The organism is Acidimicrobiales bacterium (assembly GCA_016794585.1).
Taxonomy (GTDB): domain Bacteria; phylum Actinomycetota; class Acidimicrobiia; order Acidimicrobiales; family DATDAH01; genus JAEUJM01.
Genome location: JAEUJM010000011.1, coordinates 209,110 through 224,301, shown reverse-complemented (window position 1 = coordinate 224,301; position 15,192 = coordinate 209,110). Strand labels below are relative to the sequence as shown.

Below are 15,192 nucleotides of genomic sequence, written 5' to 3'. Positions count from 1 at the left end.
CGGCGGCGCCGCCAACGCGGCCTCGGCAAGCTCACCCCCGTCGAGTACGAGCTCGCCTTCGCCCCTCACACCACCGACACCCCAGCCGCAGACGCGGCATGATCACTCACAACCACCGTCAACCGCACTCGCGGCAGTCCCTGGGTCATGGGGTGTACCGACGTGCCGCAACGGGCTCGCATGCCGCTCCGCCGGTGCCGATACTCAGGTCCCCGGTGCCCCGTCCGCCAGCCTCGACGCCAAGTAGCGGCCAACCGGAAACCGGACGCCACGCTCACTGGGCGTGGGAGGGCAACGTGCAATCCACTGTGGCCTCGGCGCTGGCCGCTGCGGGCTGGCAGCTGCGTTCCTTGGCCGACACCGCCACTCGGGCCCACGGTGTCGACATCACTGCGGTACGAGACGACCGCCGCCTGCTGGTCGAGGTCAAGGGCTACCCCGCCGGCTCATCGAGCGCCAACACCCAGGCCCGCCACCTATTCGGCGGCGCGCTTCTCGCCGGGATACTGATGGCGGAGGACAAAGGGGCGTGCCGCGTGCTGGCCTTCCCTGACTACCAGACGTACACGACGCTCGTGCGCCGAACCACGGCAGCACTCCAGCAGCTCGCAATCGGCGTGTTGCTCGTCGCCGAGCACGGCGAGGTCAGCGAAGCGATCTCGCCACCCGATGGCGCGGTGCTCTAACCGTGAATCGCGCGATCGTGCTTCTTTCGCCAGGTCCGCCGAATGGCTTCGATCTCCGCTCCGTGAATCTGCGTCAGGTCTGATCGCAGGCCTGGATCGAGCGACTTGTAGAAGGACCGCCGTATCTCCTTGCGGATCCGGTCGAACTGCTCTGGTGGCATGCCCGACTTCGTTCGGACGTCGGCGACAGCGTGCCAACCGTTCGGGCTGAACGCGACCGCGGCAGCGACGTAGCCACCCTTCGATCGCGTCGCCTCGACCGCCCTCTTGTCGCCACCCGGCACGGTCCCAGACGTGGATTCGTCCAGATTGAGATCAGCAGCGACGAGACGATCGATCCGGTCGAGACGCTTGCGCACCGGGTGGTAGCTCGACGCTTGGTGAACGGCGTCCTCGACGGGTCTCCCTGGCCATCGATGGTGGACGACTCGTCCCGCTCCGATCAGTACCTCGTCCCTCCCTCCCACCTCGGACTCTTCCGGCGTCGAGCGCACCAGGATCGAGATGGCCAAGGCCTGCTTGTCCTTGTCTCCCGACACCCGGAGGATTCGTCCCAGTCGCTGGATGCGCTGGCGTCTCGTTCGCGAACCCGCGGCGATCACGGCCACGGATGCATCCGGGACATCGATGCCCTCGTCGAGCGATCGAACGGCGACCAGTACGGTTGCTCGGCCCGAGCGGAAGCGCTTCAGGTCCACCTGCCGATTTGCTGCGGGCCGTTGTGAGTGGTCCAACGCCACGTTCGCTCCGAGCGCCCGCAGCTCTTCGGCGGCGTGCTCGGCGGCGTTGATGGTCTCGTGGAAGACAATCGACCGATGGCCCTGTTCCACGATCCATCGTTCGATCGACCCAAGACACGCTTGCCTGCTCCTCGCCTCGCTTATCAGCTTGCGCCGCCCTGCGACAAGGGCGACAACGCGCATTGCGGCGAGCTCTTCCTTCGCCGCAAGGTCACTGATCCGCTTCCACATGCGGCGCTCATCGCTGGTGATGCCCGGGTGCTCAGACTCGAGCCGCGCTAAGGCCACCCCCAGCTCGCGCCCCAGATGGTGCCATTCAAGGTCTTCCGATCGAGTGAAGTCGACGTACAGGTTCACGGACCGAAGGGGCGCGAGAACTCGGTCGTCAAGGGCCTTGAGGAGGGTGTATCGGTAGACCGGGTTGCCGAGACCGGGATAGATGTGCGTCTCGTGTCCTCTGTCGGATCGCTCCGGAGTGGCGCTCAAGCCGAGCGTGCGGTGAGCCGCCGTGCCCAGGATCTTCGAGTTCCAATCGCTGCCGACACGGTGGCACTCGTCGACCATCAGGAGAACGGTTCGGCCCGACTTGGCCCATCCGTCGATGATCTCCGGAAGCTTGGTCCGCGCCGTGTTGATGACCGTGATGAGCACGACGGTCCCAGAGTTGAACTCCCTCTGAGCCGCGGAGTGAAGCTCGCCGATGATCTGTGCCGGCACACCCAACGTGGTCTGGAACGATCGAACCCATTGCGTGGCCAGGGCCTGGGTCGGTACCACCACGACGATCTTCGCCATCGAGCCATGGGTCTCTCGCAGGCGGGCGGCGGCGGCCAGGGCGACGGCAGTCTTGCCGGTGCCCGTCGCTGCTTCGATGACCCCGCGCCAGTCGGAGCCTTCCCATGCCTTCAGCGCCTCGTTCTGCCATGGGCGAAGGGGGAACGCCAGCTTCCACGGCCTCAGCCGAGGGTTGGGCGGCTCTGGGTTCGCCGTCTCCGTCACCACCATCGAGGTCCTCTGACGTCCAGTCCCGAGCGGCCGAGTCTTCTTCGGCTTGCACAGTGAGCACCATCCCATCACGTGCTTCTGGCACTCACCGCCTGCCTGCCACGTCTCGAAGTTCACGCGTCTCCCCACGAAGATGTGCCAGCCAGCAGGTCGCGGGTCGGTCCAAATCCCACACACCCAGCTGCCCTGGATCGTGACTTCCATGTCGACCGTTTGGGCCTTGAGTTCACCACGAAGGACAACGCGAGGCTCGGCGCCAACCGCAACGGCGGAGCGCTAGCTCACGATTTCTGTCGTTGAGCCGCTAGGAGTTGGACACCGAACGGGAGATCAGACGTGCACATGCCTGCGGAGTGGGACCACATCGTCGTGATGAAGGCGGACGGCAACAACAACGTTCGACTGGCAGTACCTGCAGAAGCGTTCGACGCGGCAGACGTGAAGCCGTCGGAGCATCGCGAGGTCGTCGAGCCATCCAGCCGGCCCGGACATTTCGAGGTCACGGTCGGCGCCGCGGGCAGTCGCTACTTGGCCGACATGGCCAGACTTCCTGCCAAGGCCAAGGAGTGGCCCGAGCAGGTCGAGGGCATCGCGGCGGTGGTGGCTGAGGCGGTTCCCTTCACGACCGACCGCGTTCGTGGCGAACGCGAGAACGGGCAGAACCGGCGGGTGGCGATCTACTCCGGTGACCTCGCTCGTGGGCAGGGCGACTCGGTAGAAGAGGTCAGCCGTAAGTTCGGTGGTAGCTCGGCTCCCTCGACCGCGAACCGGGATCGTTCCCCGGCCGGCAGGAGCAAGGCCGAGATTTTGGCCGATCATCCGATGGCCGATCGGATCCTCGACGTGACCGCTCGCTTCATCGCCCTCGTCGTACCCGACCCAGTTACGACTGCCGGAGAATGTTGGGGCGTCACTGCACCCGGCCAGAAGTCCAAGGCGACCATCCGCGTCAACTGCGGGCGGCAGCATGTGTTCTGGGGCCGGTTCCTGTCCGCGGATGAACCCACGTGGTCCTTCTGCGTCGCATCAGGCGAGGGTCGCGCGGCTGCCCAGCAGTTGGCCCGAGAGCTGCCGGCCGAACTACTCGACTACGACTACACCGGTCCTCCTGTGAACGTGGCCTTGAGAGTCGGCGATTCTGAAATCGACTCGGTGCTCGCGTTGGATTCGGTCCTGACGACCACCCGCCACGTCACGCAGTCCTTGTGCGGTCGCCGGCTCCCGCAAGCCAACTTCCACGATCCCGCCGTTTACGAACTCCTGCTACCAACGCTCGGCGCCGGCTGAAAGTAGCGGTCGGACCGCGACGGGAGCGGCGCTCGCGGCCACCTGCGCAGCCAGTCGAGCGATGTGGCCCAGCAGATCCTTCGGCGGCTGGTCGAGGTCCAGCGCGGTGACCTCGATACGGGTGCCGGCGTTGAGGACTTGGTGAGTGGCCGGCTCCTCGTTTCCGGCGGCGTAGATCAGCTGGCCGGTGGGCAGGTCGAGGGCGGTGCAGTACGCGAGCGCCTGGTAGGCGTCGGCGTTGGGCATGTCGGCTTTGTACAACGACTTGTACTTGATGTCGGCCACGCCTCGGCATCGCCCCGCTGACCACCAGGTGAGGTCGGGCTTGATCGTGACGCGCCCCGCCTCGTCGAGGTAGCCACGCCACTGCGGCGTCACACGGAGGCCGAGGCGGCCGAACTCGACGGTGAGCGCGGCGGTCACGAAGTCCTCGAACACCTTGTTCATGTCGAACAGAAAGGACACTGCGGTGTGTCCGCCCCGGTGGAGCTCGACCGACAGGTTGTCCAAGATGAGCCTGGCCAGGGTCGTCGCACCGCGGTATCGATCGTTGAGGCGACTGAAACGGATCTCCGGTGGGCGGTGACCGGGGATGAGGTAGCTGACGCCCTCGAGCACCGCGTCCAGCCGAGCCAGCCGATGCCGGCTGCGGTCGTCGAGATCGCGCAGTTGGCGAAGCCTGGCTGCCGCCGATCGGATGAGCAGGTTCTCCGCGATATCGGTGGTGAAGTCGTCGTAGGCCACTTCGACGGGAAGGGCGAGCCCGAAGCGGCGTCGCACCTGGTCCGCCTCCCTGATGCGTCCTCGCACTGCCGGTATGGCCTCCTCCACCCGCCGATAACCCTGGAGGATGCCCTGGCTGAACGCACGATCGGTCTGATGGAGGAAGCCGTGGACCATCGCCGACACCAGGTCGTCCGCCTCTCCGAAGTCAGCGGCGTCCTGGTGCCAGCCGGTGCTGTCGGCTGCGTAGCCGAGCAGGAAGAACAGGCGCTCGACCGCGACCTTGGGGCGGATCCGCACCTCGCAGTCCCCAGCGAAGACGATGCCGACGTGCTGGGCAGCAGTGACGTCCCACCGGTCGGGGTCGAGTGTCGAGGGTGCGACAGACACAGCCTTCGATCCATGCAGTGCTGCCGCCGTGGGCTTGTCGAGCTCCACGCCTGCTGCGGTGCCGTACTCGACGAGATCGAGGTGCCTCATGGCTCGGGCTGGGCTTCGACCTGTTCCTGATCGCTCTCACCCATCCGGGCGAGGGCGGCCTCGATGGCTGTCAGACCGAACTCGCGCTCGACATCACGGCCCGATCCGGTGAAGTGCTCCTCGAGCAGCGGGAGGATGGCGTACCGCCAGACCCGTTCGAGTCCACCGTTCTCGTCGACACCGTCACCCATGACGTATGAAGGGCCGACCGCGAAGTCCTTGTCATCGATACGACGATTCAGCTCGTCGAGTACGTCGGCCAGATGGGACGATCGACCCGCCGCGGTCAGATGTGCTCGCAACATTCCGTTGACCGGCGGCGTCAGGGGCGAGAACTCTATGACGTAGAAGCGGCGGCGCATGGCCGCGTCGACGAGGGCGATCGAGCGATCGGCGGTGTTCATCGTCCCGATCAGGAACAGGTTGTCGGGCAGGGTGAAGTCGACCTCTGGGGAGTACTGAAGGCTTACCGCTTGGTCTCGATACTCGAGCAGGAAGTAGAGCTCGCCGAAGACCTTGGCCAGGTTGGCTCGGTTGATCTCGTCGATGATCAGCAGGTGGGGGACACCAGGCTCCTCCGCGGCGAGCTCGGCGATCTGGCGCAGGGGGCCTGGGACGAGCTCGAAGGACAGACCCGTGGACTCATCGGCGCTCTGTCGCGGGCGGAAGCCCTCGAAGAAGTCCTCGTAGGCGTACGACGGGTGGAACTGGAGCAGCTTCCACGACCCGCCGTCCTCGGTGAGGTGACGGGCTAGCGCCCTGGCGATGTATGTCTTGCCGGTCCCCGGCGGCCCGTAGAAGATCACCTGGCGCTTCTCCTGCAGGAGGTCGATCCACTCCTGCAGGTCAGCCCAGGGCAGGCTCAGCGTCTGGGCCAGGTCTGGGGTCGCGGCGGGAAGCATGGGTTCGCGCTCGCTCTCTGCGGCCGGTGGGTCGTCGGTATGGGTGACGGCCGCTTGGAACTCTTCGATTGATCTGGTCACCTCGGAAACCGCGGGCCGAAGGTTGAGCGCATCGACAGCAGGTCCCGGAAGGTCGTGGCGCTGGACCGGCGAGTCGGCGTTCAGCCACTCCACATCGCGGTGGCGTCGCTCGCTGGGACGCTCAGACTCGACCCAGTGCGCATCCGAGGTGATGGTGCCGAGGTAGACGTTGGCCCCGTCGACGGTCACGACCAGATCGCCAACCTCGATCTGGCTAAGGAACCGGTGGAGATTCGAGGCGCGGGCACGCACCGTGCCCACGGGCTCGTCCGGGTACGCCTCCTTAGTTAGGCGCGTGATGGCATCTCTCGACGCGCCAGTCGGGACATCACCGACCTCACCCCAGCCGATCGAGCAGAACCCTTCATCCAGCCATCGAGGCACGAGGTTCCGGTCCTTGACGGTTGCGCCACGCACCAACCAGGCGCGTCGTTGGCGGCCCCTGCTCGCACCCGATCCCGACTGTCGTGTCACCTGCCAGAGCGGCTTGATCGCGTCTTGGTAGAAGTCGAGCGGCTCGCCGTGCTCGGCGACCAGGCTCTGGCGGATGGCGAGGATGGCCTCATCGAGGTCATCGGCACCATCGGCTCGATCTGTGAACGCCTTGGCGATCGCCTGCTTGTGGTCGTTCGACACGATCGGCTCGAAGGTGTCCGGGTGGACGAAGTGCATCAGAGCATTGGCCTGTGCCTGGGAGGCGGGTACCTCGATGGTCTCGATTGCCTTCTTGAACGCCCAAGGATCGGTGAGCAGTCGCTCGCGCGCGGCAGGGTCGGCCTGCTTCCAGGCAAGGGTGAAATCGATCAGGAACTGGAATTGGTTCTTGCGGTATGTCTTGAACGCGATTCCCGTGTTCGCCAGGCCCGTCCCCAAAGCGTCGCCCAGATCGGGCGGGATGATCACCGTGCTGCCACCGACGCCCAGGATCCGTTCGATCAGCCCCCGCTTGGTCGGCTCCTGCATGTCGTTCGACATGACGAGGTGGACGAAAAGCATCTCGCCCGCGAGCTGAACGACTGCTGGCGCCGCCCCTTGCAGGTTGTCGCGGAGCTTGTCCTCGAAGCCGTCACCAGTGATCGTTCCGCGGGTCCTGAGGTCGGTGACGTTGGAGAGGGACCAAACGCTGGCACCGGGCGTGAACAGCGAATCGTCAGCGCGGAGGCATCGGTCGATCCACTGCTGCACGGCGGCGTACACCGCCGCCGTGTTCGGTCGCGCACTGACTGCCATCGAAAACCCCCGAGATGATCACCTGGCCCGCCGCACCGTACATGGAGTCGCCGAGCGCTCCGCCGCTCCCGAACTTGTCCAACTTGGCGAGTCCGCGGTGAAGCAGTGTGCCGTCTAGGTCCTCAGGGTCGTGAGCGGTCGCGGCGACGGGGAACCCATGCCTTTGAGTGCACGAGTCGCACACGCGGCGAAGACCTTGTCGGCGCCGGCGGCCCGAAGCGTTCGGGCGCACTCGCTGAGTGTCGCACCCGACTGCAATAGGTCGTCGACCAGCAAGACCTCGCCTTCTATGGGGCCCGCCACCTCGAAGGCACCGGCAACGGCTGCTGGACGTTGCTCCTCAGGGATGTGCTTCATCTCGGAGATCTTTCTGGCGACGACAAGTGAAGTGGGGTCGCTCCGAACGCCGGTTGCATCGCTGATCCCTCGGGCGAGGACCTCAGGCAGATTGTGAGGCCACCGCTGTCGCAGCGACGGCACCGGGATGATCAGGCTCAGCGCCGAACCGTGGCGCCCGTTCGTGGTCATGCAGCGGTACCACCAGCCGAGGTTCTCGGCGAGAACGGCGGCTGCGTCGGGATCTCCCGGCTTGTTGCCGTAGTGCTTGGCGTCGTACGCCAACCGTCCGGTCTGGGTCCGTTGACCGGCCTTGGTGTGGTGGTCCAAGACCCAACAGCACTCGATTTCAGGAACGCCCCGGATGCAGAGCATTCCCCTGATAGCGAGGTCATTCGGTGGATTGCCAACGTCGTGTGTCACTCGTTCCCCCCTTCGAGTGTCGCAACGAGTGTCGCATGCTTGTTCCAAAGGCGCTCCAGAAGCCGAATACCGGCCGGTGGTCATCGCTGTGGGCCTACCCTTCGTGGAGATGATGCCTGAGGACCGGTCCACGTACCGCGACCGAAACGCGAGTTGCCGTTCAGCGACGGGCGAGGGCAGCTGATGGCTGCGGTTAACGACCGGGCGTGCGCAGTCCTGGCCCTGTGCAGCCGCATCGTGCCGAGCGACAGCGCCGATCCACTCAAGGCCAAGGAGTACTGGGAGCTCGCCAGTCGCGTGGACGACGTCGCGTCCCTCCTGGGGCGGTCGGTCGAGGACCTCGTGCATGCTGGCTTGGCTCCAAATGAGGCGACGCGATGCGCCTCGCTGCTCGACCGGGCCAGCGCACTCGGGCCTGCCCTGGAGGAGCTCGAGGAGGCTGGAATCTGGACGGCCGTCGCAGGGGACGAGCGCTACCCCACCCGCCTGTGCGACTACTTGGGTCCCCAGGCCCCGCCGATTCTCCACGGTGCTGGCGCCGCGGATCTGATGACCCGACCATCGCTCGGAGTCGTCGGCTCGAGAAACGTCAGCGAGGAGGGCGCCGATGTAGCGAGGTCAGCGGCTCGCTTCGCGGTCGCTCGCAGCGAAGCGCTGATCTCGGGAGGCGCCCGAGGTGTCGACCAACTCGCCATGCTCGCCGCACTGGAGGCCGATGGCGCCAGCGTTGGTGTCCTCGCCGAGAGTCTGGTCAAACGCCTTCGCGAGTCGGGGGCGCGCCGTGCCGTCGACGATGACCGCCTGTGCCTCGTCACGCCGTACAAGCCGACCGCCGGCTTCAGCGTCGCGACTGCCATGGGGCGAAACAAGGTCGTGTATGCCCTTTCCGATGTCACGCTCGTCGTGGCGTCCGACCACGACACCGGCGGCACCTGGGCAGGGGCGGTCGAGGCCATCCGCAAAGGATTTGGAACAGTGGCCGTGTGGCGGGGGCCAGGGCAAGGTGACGGAAATGAGGCTTTGGTGGCGCGGGGTGGACACGCCGTCAACGCCATCGAAGATTTGAACGCCGTCGGCCGTGCACCAGTCGTAGCGCCCGAGAGCAACGACCAGCTGCAATTCGGTCTCTGAGGAAACCCCAGGACTGATCTCCTCCAGCGCAGCGTTGCTACCGTTCCGAGGTGGTGCGACGCTCCAACACTCCCCGCTATAGGGGGTCGGCTCCACCTGCGGCACCTCAAGCCCCGTTGCGAGGTCAGGCCGCCAAGCTCACGGCTGCGCTCGATGACGTGGCGAAGAACGTGAAGATCGCCGTCGATGACGCCAAGGGACAAGACCGCATGAGCACACAGCTCGGTCAGGCAGCGAACGACTGGAGCAAGGAGGTCGCCCGCCTCAGACACGAGATCGCCGTTGCGGCTCGCCTCACCGGACCGGCACAGAAGTCCGCGCTGAAACGTATCCGTCCGCAAGTCAACGCCGTCGAGCAGATCGGTCAGCGCCTAATCGAGAGCGCCTTCACCGAGCGCCTGGTGGACCCGACGCCGCTCCAACACGTGTCTGACAGCTTGGACGCCCTCGATCAGGCGTACCTCGAACTCGCAGAACTCGAGGGGACGCAACTGCCGCGAAGCACCAAGAAGACGATGGGTATCCGTCGGAACCGCAACGGCTGAAATCGGCGGATCAAGGCCCAGGGCGGCCCCGGCCCAACTCGTTGATCACAAGTCTGGATCGGAGCGGCGACCCTCGACGATGCGCACCCGGCCGTCCGCCCAGAACTCGGAGCCGCAGTTGCCGCACAAGTGGCTGGGATCGTCGCCGGTGACGACGCACCCGCCCAGGGCGACGTAGCCCTCCTCCCAGCCATCAGGCGGGCCCGTTGGCATACCCCAGAGGATGCTTGCGACCGGCGTGTGCCCGCAGACGGAACAGGGTTCGGCGAGGCTCCCGTGTGGGCCGAGGCTCGGCGTTCCGGTGGTCGGCACTACCTCAAGTCTCGCGCCGAAGTGCGCATCTCACCCGTCGGCATACTCGACGAACGCGCAAAGCGTGGAGATGAGGCGCATCTCCTCGACGGTGCGGGCTCGGCTATTCAAGAGCTCCTCGGTGCAGACGAGGTAGGCGAGGCAGCGGGCCCGGCTGATGGCCACGTTGAGACGGTTGCGGGAGAACAGGAAGTCGGGACCGCGGGGCATGTCCTCAGCGCTCGACGTGGTCATCGTAAAGAACACGACGGCCGCCTCGCGGCCCTGGAACTTGTCGACGGTGCCGACCGCCACGCCCTTCGTCCGCCTGTCCGCCTCGAGGCGGTCGCGGATCAAGCGGACCTGGTCGTTGTAGGGGGCCATCACCATGAAGTCGGCGGCCGTGAGGGGCGCCTCGACGCCCTCCTGATCGACCCTTGGGGCACCAATCATCCGGCCGATCTCGGCGGCGACGAGCTCGGCCTCCTCCATCGACTCGGTCGACCGGCTGGCATGGTGGGCGCGGATCCATCGCAAGCCAGTACCGAACTCGGTGCTCTGGGTGGCGCAGCTCGGATGGCTGGTCAGGCGGCCCTGGTAGATCTGCTCGGAGATGAACCGGCAGACGTCGGGGTGCATGCGACGGGTCTCGGCGAGGAACACGCCGCGGTCGGGTGGGATCGTCACCTCGTCGCGTAAGACGTGTTCGAGCACGCTGCTTCCGCCGCCGCCTGGGTGCGCTGCTTGCGCCACCTGAGGCAGCTGCAGCGGATCGCCCAGCAACACGAGGTTCCGGGCGGACCTCGAAGCCGCAAGCGCGTCGGCGATTGCCAGCTGTCCGGCCTCGTCGACGATGAGCACGTCGACCGGAGCGTCCTTCATGGCCTCGTTGGCGAACAGCCACGTGGTTCCGGCGACGAGGTTGACGTCGTCCTTCGTGCACTGGGGAACTGTCCCGTCGTAGGTGACAGCAGGAAGTCCTCCGCCGGCGGGCTCCTTGTGCCGTCGGACCGCTTTCAGCATGGCGAGGTCGCCCGCCTCCCTGAACACCTTCACCACTTCCTCGAGGAGGTTGTCGATGGCGCTGTGGCTCATCGCGGTGATGCCGACTCGCTGGCCGCCACTGATGAGGCTGTGGACCATGTGCGCGCCGCGAAAGGTCTTACCGGTGCCGGGTGGTCCCTGGACGGCGACGTAGCTGCAGTCGAGGTGTCGCACCCAGTCGGTCATCGCATCGACGTCGTCGGTGAACAAGTCTCCAACCGGACCGCTGCCCGACTTGAAGGTCGGCGGGTCGCTTCGGAGCAATGCCATCGACGCCAGGTTCGCCGGGCCGGCGGAGCCTGAGTCGAGCACCGACGCTGCGAGGCCGGCGAGCGCCGCCGGCTTGGGGTTGGGCGACACCCAGTCGTTGAGCACGATGACGGTCGGGATCGTCCCGAGCTCCTGGGACCGTTCGCTCCACAGGAGGTCAACCTCCCGCTTGGCTCGGTCGAGTCGGTCGACGCTCGAATACCCAACGGGACCATCCGGCCGTGCTGTAAACGACCGACGACATGCCTCCCGGCTCGAGATCGGCGGCGATCTCCTGGTCCGGCCAGCGGAAGGACATGGCAGGCGTGAGCACCCGGTCGTTCTTGCCGAGGCGTTCTGTCTGACCCATCAGCTCCATGCCAGCGATGACCTCGGGATCGTCGAGCAGGCTCGGGGTGTCGTGCGCAGTCTTGGCGAGCTTCGGGGCGATGTGTGCTCGGTACTCCCGCAGCCAGTAGCCCAGCAGATCGCCGAGAAGGTGCTCTGGCGTCTCCGGGCCGAAGGCATGCAGCGCTGCCACCTGCGCGTCGAGCTCCGGCTTGGCTTCTTCGGGCTCGATGTAGGCGGCCCGCCAGGCGAGGGCCGGCGGTCGCTCAGCGACGAGCCAGTCGCGCAGTGCTCTGGTTGCCCGCACGTCGTCCTCGTTGTAGGCGGCGATGCGGTCCAGGTGCGTCGGGTCGAGATCGCCGATGTAGGTCTCGTACTCGACGACCGCGCCCGATCCCTGGTCGATGTCGTGGCCGCGCGCGTACTCGGTGAGCTGCTCGATGTGCTTCAGACCGTACGACTCGGTGCCCACCTGCAACGCGTTGCGGACGATGACCAGCAAGTCGACGAACAGGCCCGTCTCCACCAACGTGTCCAGCGCTACCTCGCCGACGCCATGGTCGGCGGCGAGACGCTCGAGGGCCGAACGCTCCGTGTGGTTGTAGTGATACACGTGCATGCCAGGGTGGGCGGCACGACGCTGGACGAGGAAGTCGATGAGTTGCTGCGTAGCCGCGGCCTCCTCATCGCGGTCGTGGGCCCAGATGGTCTCGTAGCACCAGTCCCCATCGCCACCTCGGACGATGTAGCCGAGCAAGAAGAAGAGACCGGCGTCCGCCTGCCAGAACGGGTGGCCCTCGAAGTCGAGGAACACATCGCCGTCGTCGGGCTCGGGCAGGACGTCAAACCCGTGGCCCCACATGGGGTCGTCGCCCGGCTCGATGATCCTAAAGGGTGGCGGCGGACCGGGGTCATCGCGCGCCTCAACCTGCAGCGCCGCCTGTTCGACGAGGCGGCGGAGGCGCTCGGGCTGAAGGTCATCGACCGGTTCATCCCGGACCGCCAGCTCGCTGAGGGTCCTAGCGCCACTTGACTCGAGTGCCGCACGATCGGACTGTCGGATGCCGGCGACGTAGATCAGCGAATCGGCGCTTCGCCACTCGTGCTCACACGTCTCGAAGAACTCGCAGAAGTCACAGTGCGAGCACGGCTGTGGAGTCGACGCCGTGGTCGCAGTCTCGCTGTCGAGAAGCGTTGCGAGCTGACCACGGAGGCGGTTCCAGTAGGAGCGGAAGTCAGCGGTCAGAAGCGACTGCACCTGTCCCGAGCCGAGCCAGAGGTGAATGCGCTCTGGAGGCGTGCCGGTCGCCGCCTCCAAGGCCTCGGCGTAGAAGCACAGTTGGAGGACGTGGCCAGGCTTCGCTTCGGCTCTGGCCAGCTTGGCGTCGACGGGCTCGTACGTGATTGAGCCCGTCGCCTCATCCTCCACCCGGACGAGGAAGTCTGCGATACCGCGTACACCCTCGTGGACGAACGGCATCTGGTAGATGACGTCATAGCCCGCGTCGAACGGGCTGCCGACGCGGGCAATCCAGTCGGCGAACGACTCGTTCCGCAGTCGGGCTGGGATTTCGAGGACGCTTCGGCCCTGCCTGCGGTACTCCGCCAGACAGTCCGCCTCATGCTGCAGACCCTTATCCAACAGGAGCTGTGCAAGCGCGCCGAACGGTTGGCGCGGGATGCTCAGAGTCCCCGCCTCCACTTGGTGCCTGAGCGTGAGGTAGTGCGCGCAATCGAGCCACGCGGTGATCTTCGAGGGCGTGAGCAGGCGGTCCGTCATCGGACGTCGGCCATGCCGGCGAGGGATCGCGCAGCGGGGATCGTGGCCTCGACACACTGGTGTCGCTCGTCCCTGCTGTTACCAGCCGTTCGCCGACCGCGACGGGGCTGGCCCTGACCGGTGAGTGCATCCGCTGGGTGAACCGCAAGGCCACCGACCACCACGTCCGCGCCCTCGGGCAGCGCAGCTTCCTCCATCAATCGATAGAAGACCACACCAACGGCCGGATCCATTTCCGCCATGCACTCGCTCCTCGCGCGCCTATTGTTCTGTGGAGGCAGTGTCTCTCTACTACGTCGGGTTCTACAGCGGCGCCGTGACCGGCGACCCTCTCTTCATGTCATCCGTGACCCGCAGCAACGCGAGCCGGTTCACGGAAGACCTGGGTGGCGTGCCAGTCAAGGTTGATCGGCGCAGGCGGGGTCTCCCCGGCCTGAGGCTCGAGCATCGAGCGGCCGGCGAGATCGAGGACGAGGGTCTGGGCTGCGGCGCCTCGACCCACGAAGCGCTTCGACACCTGAACCTCGTAGTCCGCCGTTACGCCAAGCACCCCTTTGTCGAACAGCACGTGGTGGAGGCTGCACAAGCAAGCTGCGTTCTCGATGGTGTCGGGACCGCCGTCCGACCACCAGCGGACGTGGGCCGCCTCCAGCCCGACGGCGGCCCGGTCCATCCTCCCGTCGTAGCCACACATGGCGCAGCGGTACTCGTAGGCCATCAGGACCCGCTCCCGGAAGTGCGGGTCCCGGCGCCGGCGATCCTCGGCGAGGCGCTCGCGGACCAGGGCCACGTCCGCGACGTCGAGGTCAAGGCCGACCGAGGCGGCGATCTCGACGTGCAGGCTCTGCGGCCAGTTGTCCTCGAGCAGGAATCTGGCGAGCAGTACGACCAGGCCCGGGTCCGCCTGTAGAGCGCCCTCGAGCTCGGGACTGAACGATCCGACGGCGTCAAGCGCATTGAGCCGGCCGGCGGAGTCCCCCGGGTCCTCACCGCTCGGTGTGGTCAAGACCCAGATGCCATCGTCGTTCGCGAGCCGGCGGAAGGGATAGGAGGCGTGGCTCTTGCGCGGCGGCCCGAACTCGTCGAGCAGGAGGCTCACTTGGGGTTCGGCCTGGCGGTACGGGATCGGACCGCCGGCGCCGCTAGCCACTCGGCCAAGGGCATAGAGGAGGAGCAGCGGCTTGTGTGGCGCCCGCTCGCCGTGCTTGCGGAACTGGCGGACCCGAGCGACCCGACTGAGCCAGAGGTCCCGAGTGGCATCTCGGCTCAGGTCGGTCATGTGGCCAGTCGCAGAACGACCGGCCGGGTGGAGACAACGGTCACCCCTGGCAACTGGCGTAGAAGCGCCAGGACAGCCGACGACCGTTTGACCGTCTTGATGAGGTCGGTGTTCGAGAGCGACCGATCCGCCGTCAGATGTGCCCATGCCTCATTGAGCATCCACGCCGGCACTAACTGTGGGCCACGCTCGTTCGACGACTTGTCGGTGTTGATCCACACACCGTCCGGACCGATGTCCACGACCTTGTTCGGTTGGGAGTTGGCGATCGTCAGGATCGTGGTCCCGGCCTGCACCGCCGCCGACAGGCGACGCAGCAAGTCCGGCTCCATCTTCTCGTCACGAGCCCGGGCCACGTCGGCGACGGTACTGCGGTCGGGCCGGCGGCGTTCGGGAGAGCTACCCGGCCGCTGCGACCTGCGCGGAGAGGTCGTCTGGCGGCGAACGTCGAGCTTCCAGGTGATGGTCATCTCACTAAGCGATCGTCAGCTGGAGCGGAGGCGCCCGGTCTTCCTTGCCCAGGCCTCGACATCCGGCCAGGACCAGACCATGGCACGCTTCAACATCGCGACCGGCTCAGGGAAGTCGGGGTATCGGTTACGCCACGTGTGGACCATCTGCGAGTGCGCTAG

At 66.4% G+C, this 15,192-nt stretch carries 13 protein-coding genes; 4 read left to right on the top strand and 9 right to left on the bottom strand.

Annotated elements, in window-relative coordinates; genetic code table 11:
- Positions 1-296 precede the first annotated feature (296 nt).
- A complete protein-coding gene (locus JNK12_05445) occupies positions 297-686 on the top strand; it encodes a hypothetical protein (protein ID MBL8775350.1) in 390 nt (129 codons plus the stop codon).
- Here JNK12_05445 and JNK12_05440 read toward each other — a convergent pair.
- Positions 683-2,548 carry a DEAD/DEAH box helicase gene (locus JNK12_05440; protein ID MBL8775349.1) on the bottom strand — a complete coding sequence of 622 codons (1,866 nt, stop codon included), beginning with the start codon at positions 2,546-2,548 and terminating at the stop codon, positions 683-685. The genes JNK12_05445 and JNK12_05440 overlap by 4 nt on opposite strands.
- A 225-nt stretch (positions 2,549-2,773) precedes the next feature.
- On the opposite strand from JNK12_05440, the gene JNK12_05435 reads away from it, so the two are divergent.
- Positions 2,774-3,718, top strand: coding sequence for a hypothetical protein (locus JNK12_05435; protein MBL8775348.1), 945 nt, complete (start codon positions 2,774-2,776; stop codon positions 3,716-3,718).
- Here the strand turns inward: JNK12_05435 and JNK12_05430 are convergent.
- From JNK12_05430 to JNK12_05420, 3 genes are all read right to left on the bottom strand, one after another.
- Positions 3,695-4,831, bottom strand: a complete 1,137-nt coding sequence (locus tag JNK12_05430) for a hypothetical protein (GenBank protein MBL8775347.1) — start codon at positions 4,829-4,831, stop codon at positions 3,695-3,697. The two genes, JNK12_05435 and JNK12_05430, sit on opposite strands and share 24 nt — an antisense overlap.
- Before the next feature lie 86 nt (positions 4,832-4,917).
- Positions 4,918-7,134, bottom strand: a complete 2,217-nt coding sequence (locus JNK12_05425) for an AAA family ATPase (protein MBL8775346.1) — start codon at positions 7,132-7,134, stop codon at positions 4,918-4,920.
- A 114-nt stretch (positions 7,135-7,248) separates the two neighbouring features.
- On the bottom strand, positions 7,249-7,755 hold the full coding sequence (locus JNK12_05420) for a ComF family protein (GenBank protein ID MBL8775345.1): 507 nt from the start codon (positions 7,753-7,755) through the stop codon (positions 7,249-7,251).
- 321 nt (positions 7,756-8,076) lie between these two features.
- Between JNK12_05420 and JNK12_05415 the strand changes: the two genes are divergently transcribed.
- On the top strand, positions 8,077-9,024 hold the full coding sequence (locus tag JNK12_05415; protein ID MBL8775344.1) for a DNA-protecting protein DprA: 948 nt from the start codon (positions 8,077-8,079) through the stop codon (positions 9,022-9,024).
- 158 nt (positions 9,025-9,182) lie between these two features.
- Complete coding sequence (locus tag JNK12_05410) at positions 9,183-9,569, top strand: hypothetical protein (protein ID MBL8775343.1); 387 nt, start codon at positions 9,183-9,185, stop codon at positions 9,567-9,569.
- A 45-nt stretch (positions 9,570-9,614) separates the two neighbouring features.
- On the opposite strand, the gene JNK12_05405 is transcribed toward JNK12_05410, so the two are convergent.
- The 5 genes from JNK12_05405 to JNK12_05385 all read right to left on the bottom strand — a co-directional run bounded on the left by JNK12_05405 (position 9,615) and on the right by JNK12_05385 (position 15,030).
- On the bottom strand, positions 9,615-9,782 hold the full coding sequence (locus JNK12_05405; protein MBL8775342.1) for a hypothetical protein: 168 nt from the start codon (positions 9,780-9,782) through the stop codon (positions 9,615-9,617).
- A 129-nt stretch (positions 9,783-9,911) separates the two neighbouring features.
- The gene (locus tag JNK12_05400; protein ID MBL8775341.1) at positions 9,912-11,279 is read right to left on the bottom strand and encodes an ATP-binding protein; all 1,368 of its coding nucleotides are present in this window, start codon (positions 11,277-11,279) and stop codon (positions 9,912-9,914) included.
- Between the two features lie 52 nt (positions 11,280-11,331).
- Positions 11,332-13,281, bottom strand: a complete 1,950-nt coding sequence (locus JNK12_05395) for a TM0106 family RecB-like putative nuclease (protein MBL8775340.1) — start codon at positions 13,279-13,281, stop codon at positions 11,332-11,334.
- A 340-nt stretch (positions 13,282-13,621) separates the two neighbouring features.
- Positions 13,622-14,560: an HNH endonuclease gene (locus tag JNK12_05390; protein MBL8775339.1), complete on the bottom strand. Its 939-nt coding sequence runs from the start codon at positions 14,558-14,560 to the stop codon at positions 13,622-13,624.
- A complete protein-coding gene (locus JNK12_05385; protein ID MBL8775338.1) occupies positions 14,557-15,030 on the bottom strand; it encodes a hypothetical protein in 474 nt (157 codons plus the stop codon). Before JNK12_05385 ends, JNK12_05390 begins: the two co-directional genes overlap by 4 nt.
- Positions 15,031-15,192: the final 162 nt, after the last annotated feature.

What these genes read in the sequence shown, in the direction of transcription:
- JNK12_05435 (MBL8775348.1), top strand. Translation starts at nt 2,774, where the DNA reads ATGCCTGCGGAGTGGGACCACATCGTCGTGATGAAGGCGGACGGCAAC.
- JNK12_05425 (MBL8775346.1), bottom strand. Translation starts at nt 7,134, where the DNA reads ATGGCAGTCAGTGCGCGACCGAACACGGCGGCGGTGTACGCCGCCGTG.
- JNK12_05415 (MBL8775344.1), top strand. Translation starts at nt 8,077, where the DNA reads ATGGCTGCGGTTAACGACCGGGCGTGCGCAGTCCTGGCCCTGTGCAGC.
- JNK12_05405 (MBL8775342.1), bottom strand. Translation starts at nt 9,782, where the DNA reads ATGCCAACGGGCCCGCCTGATGGCTGGGAGGAGGGCTACGTCGCCCTG.
- JNK12_05395 (MBL8775340.1), bottom strand. Translation starts at nt 13,281, where the DNA reads ATGACGGACCGCCTGCTCACGCCCTCGAAGATCACCGCGTGGCTCGAT.
- JNK12_05390 (MBL8775339.1), bottom strand. Translation starts at nt 14,560, where the DNA reads ATGACCGACCTGAGCCGAGATGCCACTCGGGACCTCTGGCTCAGTCGG.
- JNK12_05385 (MBL8775338.1), bottom strand. Translation starts at nt 15,030, where the DNA reads ATGACCATCACCTGGAAGCTCGACGTTCGCCGCCAGACGACCTCTCCG.